The sequence below is a fragment of the Mesorhizobium sp. M7A.F.Ca.CA.004.12.1.1 genome, from assembly GCF_003997835.1.
GTDB lineage: Bacteria > Pseudomonadota > Alphaproteobacteria > Rhizobiales > Rhizobiaceae > Mesorhizobium.
In genome coordinates, this window is the sequence record NZ_RZRK01000657.1 from 1 (window position 1) to 3,501 (window position 3,501).

At 65.1% G+C, this 3,501-nt stretch carries 4 protein-coding genes; all 4 read right to left on the reverse strand.

Annotated features, from left to right (window positions below):
* A partial coding sequence (ribD, locus tag EN984_RS27100; protein ID WP_127384085.1) for a bifunctional diaminohydroxyphosphoribosylaminopyrimidine deaminase/5-amino-6-(5-phosphoribosylamino)uracil reductase RibD occupies positions 1-880 on the reverse strand: 880 nt, incomplete at its 3' end.
* Between the two features lie 2 nt (positions 881-882).
* Entirely contained in the window at positions 883-1,362 is a 480-nt protein-coding gene (gene nrdR, locus EN984_RS27105) for a transcriptional regulator NrdR (protein ID WP_023810227.1), read from the reverse strand.
* Between the two features lie 157 nt (positions 1,363-1,519).
* Positions 1,520-2,167, reverse strand: a complete 648-nt coding sequence (locus EN984_RS27110) for a hypothetical protein (protein ID WP_127271308.1) — start codon at positions 2,165-2,167, stop codon at positions 1,520-1,522.
* A gap of 76 nt (positions 2,168-2,243) precedes the next feature.
* The gene (gene glyA, locus EN984_RS27115) at positions 2,244-3,482 is read right to left on the reverse strand and encodes a serine hydroxymethyltransferase (RefSeq protein WP_245480126.1); all 1,239 of its coding nucleotides are present in this window, start codon (positions 3,480-3,482) and stop codon (positions 2,244-2,246) included.
* Positions 3,483-3,501 lie beyond the last annotated feature (19 nt).

Sequence of the window (3,501 nt, forward strand, 5' to 3'; positions counted from 1 at the left end):
CCTCGAGCAGTTCCGGCAGCGCGACGCCGCCTTCATGGGTCTCGGTGCCGATGAAGCGGACGCCGGCGCGTTCGAGTGCTGCGCGCCGCAGCGGATCGGCCTCCAGGCAGGCGGCGATATAGAGCGGCACCCGGTCGACGCCCGAAACCAGCTTCGAGGCCTCCGGCAACCGGATCTGGCGGTCGAGCACGATGCGGGCAGGCGAACGGTTCTCCAGCCCCGGCAAACGCACCGTCAGGGCCGGATCGTCCTCAAGGGCCGTGCCGATACCAACCAGTATGCCATCCGCCTCGGCGCGCATCAGATACACTTCGCGGCGCGCGATATCTCCGGTGATCGACACCTGCCCACCGCCTTCCCTGCCGATCTTGCCGTCGCTGGAAAGCGCAAGCTTGAGAATCACTTCCGGGCGTTTTCTCAACGAACGAATCAAATAGCCGGCCATCTGCTCGGAGGCTTGCTCGGCCAACACCTTCTCGACCACCTCGACACCGGCGGCACGCAGGATCGCGTAGCCCTTGCCGGACACGCGCGAATCGGGATCGCTGGCCGCACCGACGACGCGCGCGACACCGGCATTGACCAGCGCATTGGCGCAAGGCGGCGTGCGGCCGTGATGGGCGCAAGGCTCCAGCGTGACGTAAGCGGTGGCGCCGCGCGCGAGCTCGCCGGCCTCGGCCAGGGCCTCGGTCTCGGCATGCGGGCGGCCGCCGACAGCGGTGACGCCGGTGCCGACGATCATCGGACCGTTGCCGTCATCGCGTACGATCAGCGTGCCGACGGACGGGTTGGTCGCGGTGCGCCCCGAATTTTTTCGCGACAGTCTGAGTGCCGCCGCCATGAAGCGGCGATCAAGGGCGGCCTGTTCGCTTGCAGTCATGCTCAGCTGGCTTCCTCTTCACCCTTGATTTCGTCGCCCTTGAGCTCGCCCAGCAATTCATGGAAATCCTTGGCCTCGCGAAAATTGCGGTAGACCGAGGCAAAGCGGACATAGGCGACATCGTCGAGCGACTTCAGCGCTTCCATGACCAGCCGGCCGACTTCTCCCGAAGCAACCTCCGTCTCGCCGGAACTTTCGAGCTGGCGCACGATGCCGGTCACCGCGCGGTCGATGCGCTCGGGATCGACATTGCGCTTGCGCACGGCGATCTCCACCGAACGCAGCAGCTTGTCGCGGTCGAAGGGCACTTTGCGGCCCGATTTCTTGACCACGACGAGGTCGCGCAACTGCACGCGCTCGAAGGTGGTGAAGCGACCGCCGCAATCGGGGCAGACACGCCGCCTGCGGATCGCCGCGCCATCCTCTGCGGGGCGCGAATCCTTCACCTGCGTATCTTCTGACTGGCAATAGGGACAGCGCATGGAGAAGCCTTTGGTTGGCGAATCTGGTGAAGCGAAAGGCTTAGAGGTTTTTGCAGCGATGGCAAAGTGTCGCCAACAGCCCCACGCCCTTCAGAGATAGCGAGGCGCAAGCAGGATTGCCAGCCTCGCCAGGCAGCCGCACCGCGTACCGATGTCTTCAGGGAGCTACGTCGGCGGTCGGGAATCCGCACGATGCACCGAGGCTGCGATAGGCCTTGGTGAAGCCGTCCATGGATATGCTTCCAACAGGCGCGTCGCCAAAGGAGACATCAAGCACCGATGCCCGGCGCATGGCGCGCAAGAGCGCCAGGCTGATCTTGGCCTGATTGTCCACGGTCCAGCTGAGCCGGCCGTTGACGGCGCCATCGGAATGGAGTTTGGCGGCGACACGGCCCTTGTCGTCGCCGATGGTGGCGGCAATCGACTTGCCGGCCGGCAGACCCTTGTTGTCGACGGCGATGGTTATGGAGGGGTAGGCATCCGGCGGCAGTGCATCGCCGTTCGTGATGACGAGCGTCAAGGTACCGGGCACGCCGCCCGCGCCGATAAAGGCGGTCGAGGCAGCGCAGGTCTTGCGCAGATCCTCACCGGTGTCGACCTCGTCGACCAGGGTCGACCATCTGCCGAACGTTTCGAGCTTGGGTGCCACCTGGGCGGGCGCCGCCGGCTCGGCCTGAGGTGCGGGTTGCGCAGGCGCTGGTTGAGCAGAGGCGGTTTTCGCCAAGGCGGCGGGGAAAGGCACGGCGATCAAAGCGGCCAGAGCGCCAACGGCACCAAGGTCGGCGAAACGAAATGGTCGCATCATCAAGGCTCCTGCCGGTCGCCCCGGCCTGCTGAAACGACGCTTGTCGTTGCAGCAGGCGGTAAGCCTTCCTATCGCGTCAGCCGAGATAGGGATAGAGCGGGAAGCGATCGGTCAGCGCCACGACCTTGGCCTTGACCGCAGCTTCGACAGCGGCATTGCCCTCGTCGGAATTCGCAACCTTGAGACCGTCCAGCACTTCGGCGATCAGCTTGCCGATCTCGCGGAATTCGGCCTGGCCGAAGCCGCGCGTGGTGCCGGCCGGGGTGCCGAGACGCACGCCCGAGGTGACGAAAGGCTTTTCCGGGTCGAACGGAATGCCGTTCTTGTTGCAGGTGATGTTGGCGCGGCCGAGCGCCGCCTCGGCGCGCTTGCCGGTGGCGTTCTTGGGCCTGAGGTCCACCAGCATGAGATGGTTGTCGGTGCCGCCGGAGACGATGTCGAGACCAGTCTCCTTGAGGCTGGAGGCCAGCGCCTTGGCGTTGGCGGCAACGCTCTCGGCATAGACCTTGAAACTCGGCTTCAGCGCTTCGCCGAAAGCGACAGCCTTGGCAGCGATGACATGCATCAGCGGACCGCCCTGCAGGCCGGGGAACACCGCCGAATTCATCTTCTTGGCGATGTCCTCGTCATTGCACAGGATCATGCCGCCGCGCGGGCCGCGCAGCGACTTGTGCGTCGTGGTGGTCACGACATGGGCGTGCGGCAGCGGCGACGGATGCACGCCGCCGGCGACCAGGCCGGCGATGTGCGCCATGTCGACCATCAGATAAGCGCCGACCGCGTCGGCGATCTCGCGAAACCGCTTCCAGTCCCAGACGCGCGAATAGGCGGTGCCGCCGGCCAGGATCAGCTTCGGCTTGGTCTCATGCGCGGTCTTCTCGATGGCATCCATGTCGAGCAGATGGTCGTCCTGGCGCACGCCATAGGAGACGACCTTGAACCATTTGCCGCTCATGTTGACCGGCGAACCGTGGGTCAGATGGCCGCCGGAATTGAGGTCGAGGCCCATGAACGTGTCGCCCGGCTGCAAAAGCGCCAGGAACACCGCCTGGTTCATCTGGCTGCCGGAATTCGGCTGGACGTTGGCGAAGTTGCAGCCGAACAGCTTCTTGGCGCGCTCGATGGCCAGTTCCTCGGCCACGTCGACGAACTGGCAGCCGCCATAATAGCGCTTGCCGGGATAGCCCTCGGCATATTTGTTGGTCATGATCGAGCCCTGCGCTTCAAGCACGGCGCGGGAAACAATGTTTTCCGAGGCGATCAGTTCGATCTCGTGGCGCTGGCGGCCGAGTTCGTTGCGGATGGCCCCGAAAATCTCCGGATCGGCGTCGGCC